Annotated in this window: 19 protein-coding genes; 5 read left to right on the plus strand and 14 right to left on the minus strand. The window is 35.8% G+C overall.

Annotation, left to right across the window (positions count from 1 at the left end):
• Positions 1–24 precede the first annotated feature (24 nt).
• Together cpdA and nudF are read right to left on the minus strand one after the other, a co-directional pair.
• Positions 25–855, minus strand: coding sequence for a 3',5'-cyclic-AMP phosphodiesterase (gene cpdA, locus GYY69_RS08930; protein WP_174797358.1), 831 nt, complete (start codon positions 853–855; stop codon positions 25–27).
• 169 nt (positions 856–1,024) lie between these two features.
• Positions 1,025–1,654: an ADP-ribose diphosphatase gene (gene nudF / locus GYY69_RS08935; RefSeq protein WP_174797359.1), complete on the minus strand. Its 630-nt coding sequence runs from the start codon at positions 1,652–1,654 to the stop codon at positions 1,025–1,027.
• A 139-nt stretch (positions 1,655–1,793) separates the two neighbouring features.
• On the opposite strand from nudF, the gene tolC reads away from it, so the two are divergent.
• On the plus strand, positions 1,794–3,140 hold the full coding sequence (gene tolC / locus GYY69_RS08940; RefSeq protein WP_174797360.1) for an outer membrane channel protein TolC: 1,347 nt from the start codon (positions 1,794–1,796) through the stop codon (positions 3,138–3,140).
• Positions 3,141–3,326: 186 nt separating this feature from the next.
• Here tolC and GYY69_RS08945 read toward each other — a convergent pair whose 3' ends face one another.
• From GYY69_RS08945 to metG, 3 genes are all read right to left on the minus strand, one after another.
• A complete protein-coding gene (locus GYY69_RS08945; RefSeq protein WP_174797361.1) occupies positions 3,327–3,671 on the minus strand; it encodes a hypothetical protein in 345 nt (114 codons plus the stop codon).
• Between the two features lie 87 nt (positions 3,672–3,758).
• Entirely contained in the window at positions 3,759–4,208 is a 450-nt protein-coding gene (locus GYY69_RS08950; protein WP_174797362.1) for a hypothetical protein, read from the minus strand.
• Between the two features lie 214 nt (positions 4,209–4,422).
• Positions 4,423–6,450: a methionine--tRNA ligase gene (metG, locus tag GYY69_RS08955; protein ID WP_174797363.1), complete on the minus strand. Its 2,028-nt coding sequence runs from the start codon at positions 6,448–6,450 to the stop codon at positions 4,423–4,425.
• A 226-nt stretch (positions 6,451–6,676) separates the two neighbouring features.
• Between metG and apbC the strand changes: the two genes are divergently transcribed.
• On the plus strand, positions 6,677–7,750 hold the full coding sequence (apbC, locus tag GYY69_RS08960; RefSeq protein WP_202984984.1) for an iron-sulfur cluster carrier protein ApbC: 1,074 nt from the start codon (positions 6,677–6,679) through the stop codon (positions 7,748–7,750).
• A gap of 109 nt (positions 7,751–7,859) precedes the next feature.
• Here apbC and GYY69_RS08965 read toward each other — a convergent pair whose 3' ends face one another.
• A complete protein-coding gene (locus GYY69_RS08965; protein WP_174797365.1) occupies positions 7,860–8,600 on the minus strand; it encodes an acid phosphatase in 741 nt (246 codons plus the stop codon).
• Positions 8,601–8,885: 285 nt separating this feature from the next.
• A complete protein-coding gene (locus GYY69_RS08970) occupies positions 8,886–9,239 on the minus strand; it encodes a DMT family protein (protein ID WP_174797366.1) in 354 nt (117 codons plus the stop codon).
• Between the two features lie 287 nt (positions 9,240–9,526).
• On the opposite strand from GYY69_RS08970, the gene tpx reads away from it, so the two are divergent.
• Positions 9,527–10,039, plus strand: coding sequence for a thiol peroxidase (tpx, locus tag GYY69_RS08975; protein ID WP_174797367.1), 513 nt, complete (start codon positions 9,527–9,529; stop codon positions 10,037–10,039).
• A gap of 139 nt (positions 10,040–10,178) precedes the next feature.
• The gene (locus tag GYY69_RS08980; protein ID WP_174797368.1) at positions 10,179–11,360 is read left to right on the plus strand and encodes a sugar transporter; all 1,182 of its coding nucleotides are present in this window, start codon (positions 10,179–10,181) and stop codon (positions 11,358–11,360) included.
• Positions 11,361–11,434: 74 nt separating this feature from the next.
• Here GYY69_RS08980 and GYY69_RS08985 read toward each other — a convergent pair whose 3' ends face one another.
• Positions 11,435–13,360, minus strand: a complete 1,926-nt coding sequence (locus GYY69_RS08985) for an ABC transporter ATP-binding protein (RefSeq protein WP_174797369.1) — start codon at positions 13,358–13,360, stop codon at positions 11,435–11,437.
• Between the two features lie 196 nt (positions 13,361–13,556).
• Between GYY69_RS08985 and GYY69_RS08990 the strand changes: the two genes are divergently transcribed.
• On the plus strand, positions 13,557–15,737 hold the full coding sequence (locus tag GYY69_RS08990) for a MerC domain-containing protein (RefSeq protein WP_174797370.1): 2,181 nt from the start codon (positions 13,557–13,559) through the stop codon (positions 15,735–15,737).
• Positions 15,738–15,785: 48 nt separating this feature from the next.
• Here the strand turns inward: GYY69_RS08990 and glyA are convergent, their stop codons facing one another.
• From glyA to GYY69_RS09020, 6 genes are all read right to left on the minus strand, one after another.
• Positions 15,786–17,042, minus strand: coding sequence for a serine hydroxymethyltransferase (glyA, locus tag GYY69_RS08995; protein WP_174797371.1), 1,257 nt, complete (start codon positions 17,040–17,042; stop codon positions 15,786–15,788).
• A 507-nt stretch (positions 17,043–17,549) separates the two neighbouring features.
• A complete protein-coding gene (locus GYY69_RS09000; protein WP_174797372.1) occupies positions 17,550–18,371 on the minus strand; it encodes a transporter substrate-binding domain-containing protein in 822 nt (273 codons plus the stop codon).
• A 69-nt stretch (positions 18,372–18,440) separates the two neighbouring features.
• On the minus strand, positions 18,441–18,866 hold the full coding sequence (locus GYY69_RS09005; RefSeq protein ID WP_174797373.1) for a GNAT family N-acetyltransferase: 426 nt from the start codon (positions 18,864–18,866) through the stop codon (positions 18,441–18,443).
• Positions 18,867–18,880: 14 nt separating this feature from the next.
• A complete protein-coding gene (locus tag GYY69_RS09010) occupies positions 18,881–19,639 on the minus strand; it encodes an amino acid ABC transporter ATP-binding protein (RefSeq protein WP_174797374.1) in 759 nt (252 codons plus the stop codon).
• Positions 19,636–20,376, minus strand: coding sequence for an amino acid ABC transporter permease (locus tag GYY69_RS09015; RefSeq protein WP_174797375.1), 741 nt, complete (start codon positions 20,374–20,376; stop codon positions 19,636–19,638). Before GYY69_RS09015 ends, GYY69_RS09010 begins: the two co-directional genes overlap by 4 nt.
• A gap of 22 nt (positions 20,377–20,398) precedes the next feature.
• The gene (locus tag GYY69_RS09020) at positions 20,399–21,370 is read right to left on the minus strand and encodes a glutathione S-transferase family protein (protein ID WP_174797376.1); all 972 of its coding nucleotides are present in this window, start codon (positions 21,368–21,370) and stop codon (positions 20,399–20,401) included.
• Between the last annotated feature and the right edge of the window lie 15 nt (positions 21,371–21,385).

Below are 21,385 nucleotides of genomic sequence, written 5' to 3' on the forward strand. Positions count from 1 at the left end.
GCTCTCAGCTATTATTACTAGTTGTTAATAACCACTTTGAGAAACATCGGGTAAAAACTGATTATCCGCTAAACGATAAACTTCGCTCTCGATAGAACCATCAACATTAAGTGTGATTTCTCGCCAACCTGGCGCATCATCACTAGATACTCGAAAATCATAACATTCAGGTTTAAATTGAAAACACGTTGAAGGAGTTGAAAATGCGTGACAATGATGCCAAACATAATCTTGTTTTTGATGAATGTGTCCCCAACCTATTCCCTTTACATTAACATTTTTTTGAATAATTTGCTCGAGTTGATCACTATTTTTTAAAATATGGTGATCTAACCAATGACATCCAGAATTAATTGGATGATGGTGTAAAAAAACTAATGCATTTCGAGCAAAATGCTCAGTTAAAGCATTTTGTAAAAATTCAAGTTCAGCTTCTGGTAAAAATCCATATGCTTGACCAATAACTTGGCTGTTTAATAAAACAACCAGCCAGTTATCCCCCAATAACACTATTTTATTATCAGCCAGCTGATAATTTGCAAACACATCTTGCATACTAGCATAGTTATCATGGTTGCCAGCTAACCACACACAAGGCGTATTAAACTTGTTTATTTGCTCGGCAAAACGGGCATAAGCTTTTTTAGAACCATCTTGTACAAAGTCACCTGTTGCCACAATCAAATCAAACTGCTTATTATTACGTCCAATTTCATTGATAACTGCTAAAAAACTTGCATTGGAATTAATACCAAGCAATGAACCATCTTCATCAGCAAAAAGATGAGTATCAGTTATATGCAATATTTTACCGTAATTTTTATTACGAATTGGAAGTTTTAACAATGACCTCAAAATTCACTCCAATTACTTATCAATCTATAATTATGGTTAATAGTGTCAGCAACAAAATAGGCATTGTGACAGGCAACATAATTTTTATTATAAATCTTAGTGTTATACAAAAGTGTAAAACAGTTCACACTTTTATGAAAGAAATAATTAAATTTGAATACTAAAAAAGTTATTCCCACTCTTTTTTTAATAATTGATAATTAAGTTCTAGCCATTGAAGCGCAATAATTGATGCAGCATTGTTAATCACTCCATCTTTCATCCATTGATAAGCTTGATTGCGACCAACAACATGAACTTTAATATCTTCGCTTTCTTCAGCAAGACCATGAATACCTTTGGCTGTTGATGAATCGACTTCACCCACTAAAATATGCAATTGTTCTGTTAACCCACCGGGTGATGCTAAATAACTGATGATAGGTTTACATCGACCAATAACGACTCCAGCTTCCTCCATTGCTTCACGTTTTGCTACTTCTTCAAATGATTCATTTTCATGATCTATCATGCCTGCAATGAGTTCTAGCATCCAAGGACTATCTTGCGTTTCAATAGCGGCAATCCGAATTTGTTCAATTAGCACAACTTCATCACGTTTTGCATCATATGCTAAAAGCACAACTGCATGTCCACGTTCTAAAATTTCGCGTGTTACAACCTCGCTCATTGAACCATCAAATTTGCGATATTGAAAACGATATTCAAACAAAGAAAAAAAACCTTTATACAAGATTCGTTTAGTTAGATTAAATACATCATTTTTGTCAAAATGTACCGGATTATTTTTAATTTTCATATATATTCTCGATTTTAAAATGAATTTGAATAAAAAGTGCGAATGGCATGCAAACTATGCTTACTATATACTAATTATCTGTTAAAATTATGCCATTAAAAATACTACTATATTTTAATGATTTTTAAAGAGAAGATTAATGAAAAAAACTTTAACCTTTTTAATTGGCTTAGCATTAAGTCAATCTGTCTTTGCTGAAAATTTAATTCAAGTTTATGAACAAGCAAAAGAAACCAACCCAGATCTGCGCAGTTCATTAGCTGAAAAAAATAAAGCATACGCGGCAATTTCAGGTTCTCGAGCGAGTTTACTACCGCAAGTTGGTTTAAGTGCTTCTTACGGTGTAACTCATGGTCGACGTGATACGAGTGGTATAAAATCCAAAAGTGGCAATTTATACCAAGTAACGGCTTCTCAAAGCATTTTTAATTTCTCAAATTGGAAAGCCTTAGATATTACTAAAAAACAAGCAAGTGTTGCCGATATTGCTTATCAATACCAAGGTCAAACATTAATCTTAAATACTTCTGTTGCTTATTTTAATGTACTAAAAGCACTGGATGCATTGAGCTTTATTGATGCCCAGAAAAAAGCCATTGGACGTCAGTTAGAACAAACTCGTCAACAACATCAAGTTGGTTTAGTCGCCATTACTGATGTACAAAATGCCCAAGCTAACTATGACCTAACTGTTGCACAACAAGTTAACGCATTAAATGAACTAAACAATGCCATCGAAGATTTACGTCAAGTCAGTGGTCGTTTTTATTCTAATTTAGCAAGCGTTAACACCAACACTTTTAGAACGGAAAAACCAACGCAAATCAGTACATTGTTAAAGCAATCCGAAGCATCTAATCTTAATTTATTAACAATGAAATTAAATCGAGACATCGCACGTGAACAGATCAGACTTTCACAAGCAGGCCATCTGCCTACAGCAAGTGTAGATGCATCAACTAATTTAAATAAAACTGATAGATATGGTAATAACATAGCGCCAGGTGCACATGGTGGTAAATCTTATTCAGGAAATAACTATGTTGGTGTCAGTGTAAATCTACCTATCTTTTCGGGTGGTGCAACAATATCTAAAGTTGAACAAGCACAACAAAATTACGTGAGTTTCAGCGAAAAACTAGAAAGTACCAATCGTGGCGTAATTAATCAAGTACGTTCATCATACAACAATATTTCATCATCAATAAGTGCAATCAAAGCTTATCAACAAGCAGTAGTTTCTGCACAAAGTTCATTAGAAGCCAATAATTCAGGTTATCAAGTTGGAACACGAACAATTGTTGACGTATTAAATGCCACAACCCAGCTATACAATTCTAAACGAAATTTATCTGATGCAAAATATAATTATCTAACTAGCTTACTCCAATTAAAATATGCAGTAGGAACCTTAACTGCTAACGATTTAGTTTATCTAAACAATATGTTAGGTAAAGAAGTGAGCACTTTAGTGACGATAAAATAGCTATTGGTTCTTTTATGACAACTGTTAAAAAGGCGAGCAAATCGCCTTTTTAACAGTTATTTAATAATTTAATATTTAAAAATCACATATCCTGCTAACTTTAACTTTGTTAATCATATTCTGCTATTTTAATTAAAAATATAGTAAACGCGAATTTTGTAACACGCTCCGATAAAACAGGTAAGCTTATATCCTAAATGTATCATTTGCTCGATAATAATTTATTTCGTCAATAAACCAATTATCATCATGTCCATAATTCGATTTATTTTGGGCTATATAGTCTAATGAACCAACTAACATCCACCCTCTTAAATTTAATCCTTGAACGATAAAAGGCATTTCCATACCCTCTTCATCCAGATATATTTCATCATCATTTAAATCTTGAATATAATCCCATGGAATATAATAAAACTCTGTATGTTTTGGATCACTATTCCACAATTCTAAGTTTGCATAAATCCATTCACCTTGATCTAAAAGATAGAGGTTCATGATTAATTCATCTATAGACTTAAAGCTATTCATTAGTATTTTTAAATTTGAATAGACAAAACAAAGTGTAAATATCCATTTTTCATAATAAAATTTTTAGGCGTTACCCGTTTCGGGATTTTATCTATCGATTTCACCACCAACAAACAGATCATCTGGTAATTCAGTGACAAATGTATGACTTAAATTCAAATCACCACCGACAGATAAGTTATTTGGCAATCGGGTTATTTGAGTATAACCAAGCCCTAAGTCACCACCGACAATAAGATTATTAGGCAATTGAGAAATGGCTGTTTCGCTTAAATCTAAATCACCTCCAACCATTAAATCATCAGGTAAAGCTGTGATCGCATTATTACATATATATAAATCACCATAGACAGTTAATTTTTTAGGCATTTTATAAACTGATCCATCAGGCCAATAAAAATCGCCCATTACAGTCAAATAGTCGCATAATTCACTGACTGACGCACCAACCAAATCCAAGCTTTCATAAATATACAATATACCATCACGTGCTGAGTAAATAACCCCATGCTTATTTAAATAATCAAAAAAATCCATTACACTTGCTAATATTTTTAGGTCAAAATTTTATATAATACCTACCGGAACTATTAAAATATCACATAAAAAATATCTATTTGTCATATCGAGAAATAGCGGACTTAGATATATCGATATATCATTTTTTATACTCAAACGTATAGTTTTCTGAAACTTCTTAACAAGCATATTAACTTGTTAAGATGTATTTTTTACATGATGAGAATAAAAATTACGAAATGCGCATTCCCGGTTTAGCACCACTATCTGGCGATAACAAATACACGCCGTCACCATCATCTTTACCACTGGCACAAAGCACCATACCTTCTGAAACACCAAAGCGCATTTTACGAGGGGCTAAGTTAGCAATCATAATGGTTAAACGCCCAATTAGTACTTCTGGATCAGGATAAAACTGCTTGATGCCTGAAAACACATTACGAGTTTCATCACCAATATCAAGCGTCAACTGGAGTAATTTATCGGATCCTTCAACAAAACAGGCATGTTTAATTAAAGCAACACGCATATCAACTTTGGTAAAATCGTCAAAATTAATCGTATCGGCAATAGGTTCGGCAACATTTGTTTTAGCTGGTGTTGCTAGGGCAACTTGTTCTTTTGTTTCTTCAATCATGGCAGTAATTTTATCCATATCAATACGGTTAAATAGGGCTTTAAACTGATTTATCTTATGGCCAGTTAACGCATTAGCAATAGTATTCCATTCTAATTTGCTATTTAAAAATGCTTCTGTTCGCTCAGCTAATGAAGGCACTATTGGTTTTAAATAGGTCATTAAAATACGGAATAGGTGAATACCCATTGAGCAAATATCTTGCAATGTTTGATCTTGCCCTTCTTGTTTAGCAACCACCCATGGCGCTTTTTCGTCAATATAACGATTAGCTTCGTCAGCAAGTGCCATAATTTCACGAATCGCCTTACCTGATTCACGTTGCTCAAAATAATCAGCAATGATTTGAGATTTTTCAACAAAATACGCATAAATTGCTGGTTCAGCTACATTATCCGATAATTTGCCGTCAAAGCGTTTATAAATAAATCCAGCCGAACGTGAAGCAATATTAACAACTTTGTTAACTAAATCGCTATTTACACGTTGAACAAAGTCTTCTAAATTTAAATCAATATCATCAATATGTGGTGACAGCTTAGCGGCATAATAATAGCGTAAGCAATCAGGATCTAAGTGTTTTAGATAGGTACTTGCTTGAATAAAAGTACCTCGCGACTTAGACATTTTTGCGCCGTCAACAGTTACATAACCATGCACAAAAATATTCGATGGTTTGCGATGTTCGCTACCCTCTAGCATTGCCGGCCAAAATAAACTATGAAAGTAAACAATATCTTTACCAATAAAGTGATAAAGCTCAGTGCTTGAATCTTTATTCCAAAACTCATCAAAAATTGGTTTATTTTGTGTATTGCAGTAGTTTAAAAAAGAGCCCATATAACCAATTGGTGCATCTAACCAGACATAAAAATATTTACCTGGCGCATCGGGGATTTCAAAACCAAAATAAGGAGCATCACGGCTAATATCCCACGGCTGTAAGCCTGATTCAAACCACTCTTGCATTTTATTAGCGACTTGGTCTTGTAGTGTCCCTGAGCGAATCCACTCTTGTAACATAATTGAAAAAGCCGGCAGATCAAAAAAGAAATGTTCTGACTCTTTTAAAATTGGCGTTGCCCCCGAAACCACAGACTTAGGATTAATTAAATCAATCGGATTGTAAGTTGCACTACACACTTCACAGTTATCGCCATATTGATCTGGGGCTTTACAACGTGGGCAAGTACCTTTTACAAAGCGATCAGGTAAAAACATCTGTTTTTCAGGATCAAATAGCTGTGAAATGACTTTGGTTTTAATATAACCATTGGCTTTTAAACGCTTATAAATTTGTGCTGATATTTCACGATTTTCTGAGCTATGGGTTGAATGGTAATTATCATAACTAATATTAAATCCAGCAAAATCACGCTGATGCTCAGTTTTTACTTCACTAATCATCTGTTCAGGCGTAATGCCAATTTGTTGTGCTTTGAGCATAATTGGTGTGCCATGCGCATCGTCGGCACAAATAAAATAGATCTCATTACCACGCATACGTTGATAACGTACCCATACATCAGCTTGAATATGTTCAAGCATATGACCTAAGTGAATTGCACCATTGGCATAAGGCAGTGCGCAAGTCACCAATATTTTGCGTTGAGTTGTCATGTTGATTTATTACCCTTTATTACATAATGGCAGAAATAGTACATCAATCGTGGGATTATCGCTAGATTTATGCCATAATTTGATAAAATTTCTATACTCGATTCACTTTGCAAATGGCAAATAATCCTTTTTGAAGAATGTAAAATATTATCATTTTTCCACCTCTTTAAAGAAGAGTATTGAAAATGAACAAGTATAAATATCAATGCATAAAGAGATAACAGCAATGAACATTGAAGTAAAAAAGATTCTTGAGAATTTTACTCATGCAACCTTACAAAAAAATTTACTTGAACTTGGTGCACTAACTAAATGCGAAATATTTAATCAGCATTTATCCATTAATTTAACCATGCCCTTTGCTTGGCAAAACGCTTTTGACGAGTTAAAAAAAATAGCCACCCCAAAATTACTTAAACTTAACGACATTAAAGACGTTGACTGGCACATTGACTATAAAATTGCCACATTAAAACGCGCTAATGACCAACATGCCATTAACAATATAAAAAATATTATCGCCATAAGTTCAGGCAAAGGTGGCGTGGGTAAATCATCAACAGCCGTCAATCTTGCACTAGCTTTACAAAAACAAGGAGCCAAAGTAGGTATTTTAGATGCAGATATTTATGGCCCTTCAATTCCAACCATGTTAGGCACAGAAAAACAGCAACCGTTAACACCTGACAATAAACACATGACCCCAATTATGTCACACGGATTAGCCAGTAACTCTATTGGTTATTTAGTCGATCCAGATAGCGCCATGGTATGGCGAGGACCAATGGCAAGCAAGGCATTAATGCAAATATTACAAGATACATTATGGCCTGAACTTGATTATTTGGTTATTGATATGCCTCCGGGAACTGGGGACATCCAATTAACCCTAGCACAAAGCATTCCAGTAACGGCAGCAATCATTGTCAGTACACCGCAAGACATCGCATTAATTGATGCTAAAAAAGGCATGGCCATGTTTAATAAAGTCAACATCCCTACATTAGGCATTATTGAAAACATGAGTTACCACATTTGCGAAAATTGTGGTCATCACGAAGCCATTTTTGGCGAAGGTGGAGCACAGCGTTTAGCTGAGCAATATCAAACAAAATTACTCGGAAAAATGCCACTCCATAAAATGTTACGCCAAGATCTCGATACAGGGCAACCTACTGTTATTAGCCATCCTGATAGCGAATTTACCCAGCTTTATTGCCAAATTGCCGGGCGTATTGCCAGTGAGTTATATTGGCAAGGCGAAGCAATTTTACCGGATATTTCCTTTAAGACGCTATAACAAAGAATAAGCTTGGCTGTCAACAACAGCCAATGCTATTGATATTTTATAATTAATTTGGCATAACATCGCCACGATCAGTCGCGCAATAACTGCCCCATTATCACCCTTATTTTAAATGGTGGAACTCGGCTTTTGCCCTCGTTAATTGTTGATTAAAAGCGGTATTCGTATGTAATTGAGCAACCACCGCAGCTGCCATCACCTTAGCAGCATCAACATCACTTTGCCAATGATAGCCGCAAATAACGCGGCTTTCGCCAATCTCATAACCTCGTTTTAAAATTTCATTTTGACGCGCTGGATTTATCTCTGCTAACACAAGTGAAATAGCAAACCCCATTGTTGTATGACCAGAGGGATAGGATCCATTGGTCGATAGCGTTTTTTCATCATCTGGGCGACAGGTTGGTTCATGGAAAAATGAAAACGGTCGAATACGATTATAATGGTTTTTAGCTGAGCGCGTTGCCAAATCCCCTGCATCTTCTTTCATTGTAGTAACTAATTTGTAAATTTCTGGCGTTTTCTTATCAGAAATTTCAAACCCAAAAGATGGTGAAAATTGCTTAGTTATATTATCTTTACTTGAATCAGCATCTAAGTAGGCCTGTTTTCCACGTTCTGTATTACGAACAGACTTACCCCAATCGTACATTGCTTTATCGCGTAAAAAATCAATGCTGTCAAAAGTAGGAGGCGGTGGCAAAAGCAGCAAGCTATTAGGTGCTTGTTCTTCTTTAAGGAAAAAATCATTAGGATCTGTTGTTACATCTTTTCCCCCAGAAGCAAAAACATTTGAACATATTAAAGAAGCAACAAATAACGAACAAAAAAATTTTTTTTGCATATACTTCTCCTTATACAAATAAGGGATAACTATCAAAACATGTTATCGAAACAAAAAACGCTTAAATAACATCTAATTAATTAATAATTTTGTATGAAACAACAACACGGTCAGCAAGATATCAATAGCTGTTCAACAATAAAATACAGCAACATATTAATAAAGATTGAGTATTTTTAATGTGATAGTCATCACAATTATATTTACCGTGGAATATTTGAAAGGCTAATTTAGATCATTACCGTGACAAATATGCTCAATATTTATCACGGTTCTAGAATGAATTTAAGCAAAAATCTTATCGCGGAACATAAAAAATACCGCACCTAAAAGACACAAACCCGCCCAAATATAGTCTGTCTTAAATGGCTCTTTTAAAATATAAATTGAAAAAGGGATAAAAACAGACAAACTAATTACTTCCTGAATAATCTTTAATTGACTTGCGCTGGCAACCTGAAAACCAATGCGATTAGCAGGCACTTGCAATAAATACTCAAATAACGCAATCCCCCAGCTAGCAAACACCGCCACTAGCCAAACTTGGTTATGTAAAAACCGCAAATGCCCATACCACGCAAAAGTCATAAAAGCATTACTAAAAGTCAGTAAACAAACAGTAATAAGTAATTGATTCATAGTGTTGATATAAGAGTAAAGAAAGGGACTGGCATTATATACCATTGTCTAATAAACATACAAAACAGAAATAATTTAATTACATTAAAAAACAACATTATTAACAATAGCTGAAATTGGCTAATTCATCACTAAAAACATGATAGCGCTATTGCTCGGTAACCTGTTTAGGTCTATATTGAATCAACGCCAATAGGTGCAAAAGCTTTAATGCATTGAACGTCGTTATCCTATCAACACTGAAATTTATTACAACACAATTATTATCCCCCCCAAAGGAAACAGTTATGCAAAAAAGAGTCAATGAAGTTACTATGCGTGGAGCCCCTATTACTTTGTTAGGTTCCAAAATTAATGTTGGTGACATGGCACCTGATTTTATCGTGCAAGATTTAGCAATGAAACCCATTAAATTATCCGATTTTAAAGGTAAAATCAGAATTATTAATTCGGTACCATCCATTGATACTTCGGTATGTAGTGCCCAAGTTCACCGTTTCAATGTAGAAGCAGCAAAACTAAAAGATACCGTGATATTTTCAATTAGTGTTGATTTACCTTTTGCATTAAATCGCTATTGTGCGGCTGAAGGCATTGATGTGGTCAAAGTCATTTCTGACCATAAAGATCTGGATTTTGGTTTAAAATATGGCACTGTTATTGAAGAACTACGTTTACTTTCTCGTGCCGTATTTGTTATTGATAAAAATGACAAAATTGCTTATGTTGAATATGTTAAAGAAACATCTTCAGAACCTAATTATGATAAAGCCCTAGCGGCTGCTAAAGCATTAGCATAAATAGCAACAATGATACTTCGCCACCCAATCCCATAGTGGTGGCAGTTTACTTTAAGATTTATTCATGGCAGCTATTTTATAGACAAAAATATTCAGTTATAATCAAACATAATCTAATCTTCCCTCCATACTCTTAATCATGAACAATAGTATTACCCGATCTCGCATTTGGTCATCAATTCTTTGCCTTGCATTTGCGGCATTTATTTTTAATACAACGGAATTTGTTCCTGTTGGGCTATTGCCTAATATTGCTGAAAGCTTTTCAATGGATGTAGCTCATGCTGGATTATTACTCACCATTTATGCGTGGGCTGTCTCGTTATTATCATTGCCACTCACAGTATTAACGTCAAAAATGGAACGAAGAAAGCTACTCATCCTTTTATTTTACCTATTTATTGGTAGTCATATTTTAGCTGGATTTGCGTGGAATTTTTACAGTTTGATGGTAGCAAGAATTGGTATTGCTTGTGCACATGCGGTATTTTGGGCAATTACAACACCGCTTGCCGTTCGGTTAGCGCCCAATGGTAAAAAAGCTAAAGCAATGGGCTTTATTGTTATTGGCGTATCGATGGCAACCATTCTAGGCATTCCAATTGGCACCATCATAGGACAACTCGTTGGCTGGCGCGTAACTTTTTTATGTATTGCTGGTATCGCTTTTTGCGTGATGATATTACTACTCCGCTTATTGCCTACTGTACCAAGCATGGATATTCTCTCTATCAAAGATATTCCTATGGTATTAAAACGCCCAATACTGCTAAACATTTATCTATTAATAGCCATTATAATTGCTGGCCACTTCACTGCTTATACCTACATTACGCCATTTATGAAAGATGTTGGCGGATTTAATCAAAATGTTATCGTCGCTTTATTGTTAGTAGTCGGTTTTTCTGGCATGATTGGCAGCGTTATTTTTGCAAAATACGCCGAAAAAAATCCAACCGCCATTTTAGTGATCCCTATGTTGTCATTGATCGCTTGTTTATTATCACTTTATGTCTGTTCGTTCACACTTTATACCGCAATCATTCAATGTTTGATCTGGGGGCTTTCGATTACCATTATTGGCATGGTCATGCAAAGCAAAGTCATCGACGCAGCGCCCGATGCAACCGATATTGCCACATCTGTTTATTCAGGTATTTACAATATTGGAATAGGCGGAGGCGCTTTTATAGGTAGTAAAGTATTAATTTTACTATCAACGGAGGATATTGGTTTTGTTGGCGCCGTTTTCGTTATTATTGCGTTGTTATTTTTCTGTCTTTGTTCTAGAAAATTGTGGAATAATAAAACCATTTTATAAAAATCTTAAAGCTCAGAAACAGCATTATTTATTATATAACGCCAATAAATAATGCTGAAAATAACACTCTTACATTATGATTTACTTAAAGACTCTAACTGTTCCCATCGTTCAAAAGCAGATTCTAATTCGGCTTCTTTGTCGGTCAAAGATTGTAAGATTGGACCTGTAACCTCGTGGGGTTGATTAAAAAAGTCACTTTGACCAATCTGTGCTTGTAAATCAGCAATAGCTAATTCTAATTGTTCTATTTTGCTTGGTAATTGTGTTAACTCTCGTTGCTCATTATAACTCAACTTAACCTTCTTTTTAGTGGCTTGATCATTGCTTTTGTTATTCGTCGTGCTTAATGCTTTTTTAGGCTGTTTAACATCATTAACTGCCGCTACTTTAACCGGTTGTGCTTGTTGCTGTTGTTGCAGAGCATCGGCATAACCACCGGCATAAATACCAATATGCCCTTTGTCCTCAAAAAACCAACATTGGGTAACCACATTATCAACAAACTGCCGATCATGACTAACTAGTAAGACTGTTCCCTGATAATCATTAACCAACTCTTCTAACAATTCCAGCGTTTCAATATCCAGATCATTGGTCGGTTCATCAAGTATTAATAAATTACTAGGCTTTAAAAATAGTTTAGCCAGCAATAAACGATTACGCTCCCCACCTGATAATGCACGAACAGGTGTTCGGGCGCGTTTTGGCGGGAATAAAAAATCTTGCAGATAACCAAGTATATGACGTGATCGTCCATTAACCATCACTTCTTGTTTACCTTCAGCTAAATTATCCATCACGTTTTTTTCAGGATCAAGCTCTAATCGATATTGATCAAAATAGGCCACTTCAAGCTTTGTACCACAATGTACGCTACCTGATATTGGCGCTAAATTGCCTAACATCAGTTTTAACAACGTCGTTTTACCAATACCATTAGGACCAATTAGAGCTATTTTATCGCCACGTAATACTTGTACAGTAAAATCATTAACTAGCAATTTATCTGCTATCTGATAGGTCACATTTTCAAGCTCAAAAACGATTTTTCCTGAACGTAATGCTTCTTCAATTTGCATTTTGGCACTGCCCATCACTTGGCGACGCTCACTATACTCTTGACGCATTGCTTTTAATGCTCGTACTCGCCCTTCATTACGTGTACGGCGTGCTTTAATACCTTGGCGAATCCAGACCTCTTCTTGAGCCAATTTTTTATCAAATTCAGCATTTTGCAATTCTTCAACGCGCAATGCTTCCTCTTTACCAAGTAAATAGTTATCGTAGTTACCGCTCCAAGAGGCAATTTTACCTCGATCTAAATCAATAATACGCGTTGCCATTTGGCGAATAAATGAACGGTCATGAGAAATAAACACAATACTGCCATTAAAGCTTTTCAAAAACTCTTCCAACCATTTTATGGTTTGAATATCTAAATGGTTTGTTGGTTCATCAAGCAATAAAACCGATGGTTGACAAACCAATGCCTTGGCTAATGCAGCTTTACGAAGCCAGCCACCTGATAGTGAAGATAACAATGCATCACCATCAAGTGATAACGACGAAATAACATTACGAATACGACTATCTAATTGCCAGCCATTTTGATGATCTAACTGCTCTTGCATTTTCGCTAATTTAGCCAAGTTACTTTCGCAAGGATCGAGTTCAACGCGATGAGCCAAATCATAATAATCTCGTAATAACTGTGCTTGTTCGTGTAATCCTTCTGCCACAAAGTCAAACACATTGCCTTGCACATCGCGAGGAGGATCTTGCTGTAAACGTGAAACAATCACATTATTTTCATAAATAATTTGCCCTTCATCTAATGGCACTTCTTTATTTAACACTTTAAGTAACGTTGATTTGCCAGCACCATTACGACCAACAAGACAAACACGCTCGTTTGGTTCAATAGACATATCGATATGATCAAGCAATGGCGCATCGCTAAATGAAAGATAAGCATTGGTAAGATTAATTAATGACATATTAGTGATTTTTTTTGGATATTAAGTAATAAGGTATTATTCTATCATAAAGTTGCCAAAGGTAACTAAATCAAATACCAAAGATACACTAATAGGTGTCACAAATATTAGAAATTACTGTTCTATTCTATAAAAAAACACAAATACTGTTATATTAATTAATAAAAATATTAATTCGCTCGGTATGGAGATTATTATGAGCCATATGTGGACATTTCAACGTGTTGGTGGACTTGATCAAGTTGTATTTAAAAGTGCCAATGACATTATCAATTTACCTGATTTAGACCCTAAATTATGGGTTGCTCTAAGTTGCCCAACAACAGGCTTAGATTTTGATAAGCGAACTTTAGCCCTACTTGATTCGGACAATGATGGACGTATTCGCATACCTGATATTTTAGATGCCATCAGTTGGACTCGAGATAAAATTATTTCATTTGATAGTATTTTAAAAATGAATGAAACACTCCCATTATCACAAATTAACACATCAACTCCATCAGGAAAAAAACTCTCTGTCACCGCTGATAGCATTTTAGCAAGCTTAAATAAAAGTCAGTTGGATTATTTAACGCAAGATGACATACAGCAATGTATAAAAATCAATGCTGACAAGCTTTACAATGGTGATTTAATCTTCCCAGCATCAAGCGAATTATCACCTGATATGCAAGCATTTATTCAAACGGCAATCAAAACCACGGGTGCGCAGAAAGATATGAGTGGACAAAATGGCATTGATTTAAACATAGCTACTACCTTTGTCGACAACCTAAAAACATGGTTACAATGGCAAACCAAAATAAATAACACACAAACACCATTTGGGAAAGATACCGCCGAAATTTGGAAATTAACCCAGCTATTAAAACCCAAAATTGATGATTATTTTTTACGTGTTGAACTGGCACAATACGCACCGCAAGCACAAACCGCGCTCAACGTCGACGAAAAATATATCGTACCAACACAAAATGGATTACTGTCTGACGAAGCTTTAGCCGAGTTACCACTATCAAAAATCGATAAAACCAATGCGCTAGATCTTGTCAATGGCCTTAATCCACTTTGGAAAGCTAAAATCAGCCGATTTAAAACATTAGTGGCGTCATCCTTATCTAATCCCGATCAACTAACACAGCAAGAATGGCAAGATATTCAACAAAGTTTGCAAGCTTACACAGTCCTTATTAGCGCTAAGCCTAAAATGGCACAATTAACGGTTGAAATTGAACCTTTTGCCAGTTTAGAAGATATGTCAAATAACGCCATTACCAATTTAGCTAACGATGATTTACTCAACGAATTTAAGCAGATGGTTGAACAAGATAACAAAACACCAATATCTGCATCAGATGTACTAGTGTTAGAAAAATTAGTCCTGTTTCATAAACATCTTTACCGTTTACTGGTTAACTTTGTCTCTTTTGCAGACTTCTTCACACCAAAAACTCGAGCTGCCTTTCAACTAGGTAATCTTTATATAGATGGTCGCTGTGCAACTCTTTGTGTTGCAGTTGATAATATCGCCAAACACGCAACCATGGCAAATTATTCTGAACTTTGTCTACTTTATTGTGAATGTACACGGCATGGGCAAAAACAACTGATTGCCGCTGCCATGACCGCAGGGCAAGGTGATCTATTAATTGAAGGTCGCAATGGTGTGTTTATCGACAATGAAGGGAACGATTGGGATGCCAATGTCGTTAAAATAATAACCAAACCAATTAGCATTCAGCAAGCGATTTTGGCACCATATCAGCGCATTGGGCGCTGTATTACCGAACAAATTAACAAATGGGCAAGCAGCAAAGATGCCGATGTTGAAAAATCGAGTGTACAAGCATTGCAAAACCCAGCTAATAAATTTGATATTGGCAAAAGCGTCGGTATTTTTGCAGCAATCGGTTTAGCCGTTGGAGCAATCGGCACGGCATTAGCTTCGATTTTTCAAGCGATCTTTTCGCTCACTTGGTGGCAATTCCCTTTGTTTTTTGTTGGGATATTCCTGATTATTTCTGGTCCTTCTGTTATTTTAGCATGGTTAAAATTACGCCGAAGAACTCTTGGACCACTGCTTGAAGCATCAGGCTGGGCTATTAACGGGCAAGTTAAAATCAACTTAATGCTAGGCGGGCTACTCACCAGCAAAGCCGAACTTCCAACAAATGCAAAACGTAATTTGCATGACCCTATGAAACAGCGCCATCAAAAGCTGATCGTTACTTTTTGGTTAGCTATTTTACTTGTTGGTGTTGGAGCGACAGCGGGATGGTTATGGCATGAAGGTTACCTTGACCGCTATATCGAGCAGCATAATCAAGAACAAACCAAAAATAAAACTGACACAACCACCAATATTGACAAATAAAACCAACAAACCATTTCGCCGACAATAGTCGGCGAAATTAATCAGCCATTAATGCTGATAAACCGGCAAGCGGCGACAAATAGCTAAAACTTTGTCTTTTACTACTTGAATGGTTTGCTCGTCATCAATATTATCTAAAACATCACAAATCCAATTTGCCAAATCGCTTGATTCAGCTTCTTTAAAGCCTCGGCGAGTAATAGCTGGCGTACCAATACGCACGCCTGATGTCACAAACGGACTTTGTGGATCTTTAGGTACACTATTTTTATTGACAGTAATATTGGCACTCCCCAAAGCAGCATCAGCTTCTTTACCGGTGATATTTTTATCAACTAAATCAATTAAAAACAGATGATTATGTGTTTCACCAGAAACCACTTTATAGCCACGTTGTACAATCACGTCAACCATCGTTTTGGCATTTTTAACCACTTGTTGTTGATATTCTTTATAAGTGGGTTCCATTGCTTCTTTTAATGCTACCGCTTTAGCGGCAATCACATGCATTAAAGGTCCACCTTGCGCTCCAGGAAAGACCGCCGAATTTAACTTTTTATATAATTCTTCACTGCCACCTTTGGCTAAAATCAATCCACCGCGTGGACCACCTAGAGTTTTATGGGTTGTTGTAGTCACAACGTGTGCATAAGGAACAGGATTTGGATAAACATCTGCGGCAACCAAACCAGCAACGTGCGCCATATCCACAAACAAATAAGCACCCACACTATCAGCAATTTCGCGCATACGTTTCCAATCCACCACCCCAGAATAAGCCGAAAACCCACCAATAATCATTTTCGGTTTAGACTCTTGAGCTGTTTTAGCTAGCTTGTCATAATCAATGCGTCCTGAATCATCAACGCCATAATCCACAATATGATAAAGCTTGCCAGAAAAGCTAACCGGCGAACCATGTGTCAAATGCCCACCTTCTGATAGATTCATACCTAAAACAGTATCGCCAGTTTTTAACAGCGCCATATAAACCGCAAAATTGGCCTGTGAACCTGAATGCGGTTGCACATTAGCATAATCAGCGCCAAATAAGGCCTTAGCACGTTCAATTGCTAATTTTTCAACAACATCAACATATTCACAACCACCATAATAACGTTTCCCTGGATAACCTTCGGCATATTTGTTGGTGAGCTGTGATCCTTGCGCCTGCATTACTCGTGGGCTGGTATAGTTTTCTGATGCGATCAGCTCAAGATGATCTTCTTGACGCTGCTCTTCGCCTTTAATGGCATCCCACAATTCCTTATCATACTCGGCAATAGTCATATCTTTATTAAACATGTTGACTCCTTATTATTTATTGCATCAGCCTTAAAGGCATAGTTGCACAATATGCGTATGCATAATGTGGTATAAAAAATCACAGTTAATTATCCTTACTTAATCAACGTGTGATTTCAATCTTTTTTTAGAGTTATAAAAAATATTTATATTAAATAGACAAATAAAAATGGTCTCAAGGAGGCAGGCATTATCGATAATATGAATCCTAAAGCAGTTTTGATTAGACTTTTAGTGAAAAGCTTTGGAAACAGTGTAAAAAAACGTCAAAGAATGTTTAGGTAGCTAATTTATTTTATTTAATTTTTGTTTTTTTAATAAAGTCAACCTATTAATTACTTGCCCGATATTTAACTTCCACAAAATGTGAACAAATGGGTGACTTTTATTCGATTTTTCATTACATCAATGTTGGCTTAAATATTCGACCTGATGAGAGGATAACCGATACTTATCTACTATGAGATAAAAGAATCGATTATCAATACAAAAAAATAGGAAAATTGATTATTTAGGTGAATAATCAGCTCGAAAATAGTGATCACTTATTTTCGATAATTCACCATTACTAATGATCTTTTTGATACCCTCATTGATATCTTTGGTTAACTGTTCGCCTTTAGCTCCTTTACTGATTAACAAGTAACTGTATGGCGAACCAATACGATCAGCATCTTCTTTTCTTAATTCTATTATTTTAAGATTAAGATTATGTTCGTTAATCAATTGTGATAGCATCACTTTATCGATTAATTGAAAATCATATTGTCCAGTTTCAACATGTTGCAGTACTGGCAATAAATCAGCTTCACTATACACAATTTTAACAGGATTATTGGGATGCTGTTCATTATAAAGCTCTAATGCGGTAGCATAATTCAGTCCCGGTGTCACTTCGGTTGATTTGCCATTTAGATCAGCAAAGTTTTTAATGTCGTTACTGTTTTTTGCCACCGCAATGGCGTACTGGTTTTTAAAAATAGGATCAGAATAAAAATACTTTTCTTTGCGCTTTTCATTCATGGCATAATTATTGGCGCCTACCTGATAACGCTGCGCATCAAGCCCAGCTAAAACAGAAGGAAATTCTGTAATTTCAAAGCTAATCTCGTATTGCGGTAATTTTGCAAATATTGCTTTTACCACATCAATATCATATCCCATTAACTCACCTTTCTCATCTACTGTGGTGAAAGGGCTCGGTGCACCCGATGTTGCAATAATAATTGTTTCTTTACCTTTTGCTTCTTCGCCCTTATTTTGGTTATCACAACCAGTCAAAAATAAAGCCCCTACTGCTAAAATACTTAACCATTTTTTGTAATTCATAAAGCTATTCCCCCGTAAATTTAGCTCAATACCGCAAATGGATTTTTTGCACTCTTTTTTATCGATATTTTAAATAAAACCCATATGTCTCATTTCAGTTATATGATCGGCTTGATAACGCGCCATGCCAGTTTTCATTACTTCAAAGCCCAAATTTTTATAAAATTCGACGGTTTGTGGATGGGTGTAAAGGATGATATTGCACTGTTTTACTTGCTCAACAAGTTTATCAACAATCAGCCGTCCATACTGTTGTCCATGTAGGTGTTTCGCCAATGCAATGTTATATACAGCTGCCTGACAAACACCATCAGATAATGCACGCCCAACACCCACTACTCGGTTTTTTTCCAGTAAAAATACAACGGAATAGCTCTTACGAAACACTAGTTCTTGTGTTTTAGCATCCAATGAACTAAGTCCATAAAAAGCAAGTAAATCAGCGACATCTTGCCAATTAATTCCATCACAATGTTGTCGAATAATAATATTCATTTATACTCCATTTATTAAATTTCATAATCTATTTGCCCAGCAGAATAATATCTGGCCAAAAAATCTTTCGTTCTTGATTGAGTTGGATTTGAAAACACCTGCTGCGGTGAACCATCTTCAATGATTTGACCTTTATCTAAAAATAGCACCCGAGTTGCAATATCATGTACAAAACTCATTTCATGAGAAACTAAAATCATAGTAATGCCTGATTTAGCGGCTATTTTGATGGTTGCTAACACTTCACCCACCAGTTCAAGATCTAGTGCCGAGGTGGGTTCATCAAGCAACAACACTTTCGGTTCCATAGCTAACGCCCTAGCAATTGCAACTCTTTGCTGTTGCCCACCTGATAACTGTTTTGGATAATGATAAATTCGCTCCGCAAGACCAACCTGAGCCAATTTTTCATAGGCTATCTGCTGCGCTTTATCCTTTGGGTATTTTTTCACAATCATTAACCCTTCCATAACATTTTCTAAAGCATTTTTTTGTTGAAATAAATTGAATTGTTGAAACACCATTGCTGTTTGCTGGCGAAACGCCACAACTTCATGCCTTTTTCTACAACTGACATCAAATTCAAAATGATCAATACGGATCTGACCTTGTTGTGGTTTTTCTAATAAATTTAAACACCGTAAAAGTGTTGATTTACCAGCACCCGATGCCCCAATAATTGCGACAATTTCATGGGGGCGAATGTGAAAGTTAAGTTGATTCAATATCAGATTATGATGAAAAGATAATGTCAAATTTTGCACATTAATCATAATAATTTCCCTCGGCGATAACTTGGAGTGTTAACACTGTCAGAAATGGTTAAACGCTTTTCTAAATATTTCATAATCAGTTCAATAATAATGGTCAATACCCAGTAAATTAATGCTAATGAAATATAAACTTCAAAATAACGATAACTATGCCCAGCTAAAGTTTTCCCTCGACCGGTCATTTCGGTTACTGAACAGACAAACGCTAATGATGTGCCTTTTAGTAAACCAATTAGCGCATTACCTAAATTAGGTAAGGCCACAATAACGGCTTCAGGAATGACAATTCTTCGTAACAATTGGCTATAGGTCATGCCCAATGATTGCGCAGCTTCAATCTGACCTTTATTCACAGACTGTAATGCTGCGCGGATTGTTTCTGAATTATAAGCTGCCTCGTTTAACGAAAAGGCAATTAACACAAAAAACATTGGAGATATGCCATTAATATTATAGTGAGTGTCATAAAAATAATTGATATAACGCAATAAGATAGGAATACCATAAAAGCTTAAATAAAGCTGTACTAATAATGGCGTTCCTCTTATAAAAGAGACAAATACCGCTGATATTTGTGATAATATCGGTATTTTATTCATTTTGATGATAGCAATAATCAGACCGAGCATTACCCCAAGTAACATTGAGAAAAAAGTAATAAAAAGTGTTACGGGCAAATAAGCAAGTAACATTGGGATTTGAGTAAAAATCAATCCAATATCTAATATATTTGGCATTATAATTATCCCATTAATTAAATTAGTGACTTGAACTAAACTGTTTATCTCGGTTATGTGGTGTATGCCAATTACTCACATCTGGACCTAAGGGTAAAATATCATAAGGATTATGCGCATTATCACCCAAAAAATAGCCTTTCTTTATTGCTTCAAAATCAGTAGTTTCACCAAAAGCAGGTATTTGATAAAGATCTCGTGCATAGGCCCATAAGTTAGGATAGTCGATAATTCGATTACGATTGGTTTTAAAGGCGCCATAGTAGGCAACATCAAATCGAGCTAATGTCACATAGAGGCGAATATCAGAATCAGTTATCTTATCACCAAATAGATAACGTGATTGACTCAAACGCTGTTCTAGCTTATCTAAGCGATTAAAAACAATATGATAAGCATCTTCATAAGCTTTTTGCGAACGAGCAAAACCTGCTTTGTACACGCCATTATTTACTTCATGAAATATTACATCGTTTAGTGCATCAATATCCACTCGTAATTGTTCAGGATAAAGGTCTGGTGCACCCGTTTTATGGAAAGGTTTAAATGCGGTTTCCCAATAATAAGTCAGTTTAAAATAATCGTTATTGACAACTTTGCCAGTTTTTATATCGACAACGGTTGGCACTGTCGCCCTGCCATCATACTCAGGATCAGTTAAAGCATAAATTTCAGGTAGATAACGAATACCTAATACAGGATCAACACCACCGGCATCAAGCGAAAATTCCCAGCCATTAGAGGTTCTAACTGGACTTACTTTACCGATACTAATTACATCATCTAACCCTAATAATTTGATAGCTATCATTGATCGGTGTGCCCAAGGGCAAATAGCTGCCCAAATTAAACGATAACGACCCGCCTCAACGGGTAACTGTCCAGGTTTATCGCCAAATGGTGTACCAAAACGGTTAGTTTGGCGGACAAATGCCCCATTTTTGTCAATTTCATTATTTTCATTAGTAACGATCTTTCCTATAGCTAAAGACATACGCTTACTCCTTAT

The organism is Gilliamella sp. ESL0250 (assembly GCF_013345045.1).
In the GTDB taxonomy this organism is placed as follows: Bacteria; Pseudomonadota; Gammaproteobacteria; order Enterobacterales; family Orbaceae; genus Gilliamella; species Gilliamella apicola_H.